The organism is Candidatus Protofrankia californiensis (assembly GCF_900634765.1).
GTDB classification, from domain to species: Bacteria; Actinomycetota; Actinomycetes; order Frankiales; family Frankiaceae; genus Protofrankia; species Protofrankia californiensis.
Map to the genome: position 1 here is coordinate 7,796 of NZ_CAAAFT010000167.1, position 517 is coordinate 8,312.

Sequence of the window (517 nt, forward strand, 5' to 3'; positions counted from 1 at the left end):
CCGCCCAGCGCCGACCCGCCCAGCGCCGACCCGCCTAGCGCCAACCCGGCCCAGCGCCAACCTGTACCCGTATCAACACCCGCGGCGGCCTTGCCGGCCGCCCTCGCGAACCACCTTTTCCGACTACCCCCGGGGCCCAGCCCCGACCTGTTTACGGAAACAATTCTGGGAGCCATATCCTGATGACAATATTGCAGCGTCACCGAAGTAGTAGAAAAAGTAACAGAAGTAGGAGATGGCGGGCCGCGGCAGCCCTGCCCGTCCTCGCCGCCACCCTCCTGGCCGCCTGCGGGAGCAGCGACAGCGGGGGCGCGAGCACCGACACCGCACAGCCCGTGCCGGGTGGCCGGCTGAAGATCGCCTTCTGGTCGGACTTCCAGGGCTGCGTCGACCCCAACCAGGTGTACTGGATCGAGACCCGCAGCATCGACCGGAACTTCGCCGACTCGCTGACCGACCAGGACTCCAAGACCGGCGAGATCGTCCCGTGGCTCGCCACGAGCTGGACGGTCAGCCC

1 pseudogene is annotated in these 517 nt (G+C 67.9%); it reads left to right on the top strand.

What is annotated here, in order from left to right:
• Positions 1 to 182: 182 nt before the first annotated feature.
• Positions 183 to 517, top strand: a pseudogene (locus tag DD1DGNOD_RS29155) (ABC transporter substrate-binding protein); the annotation flags it as partial.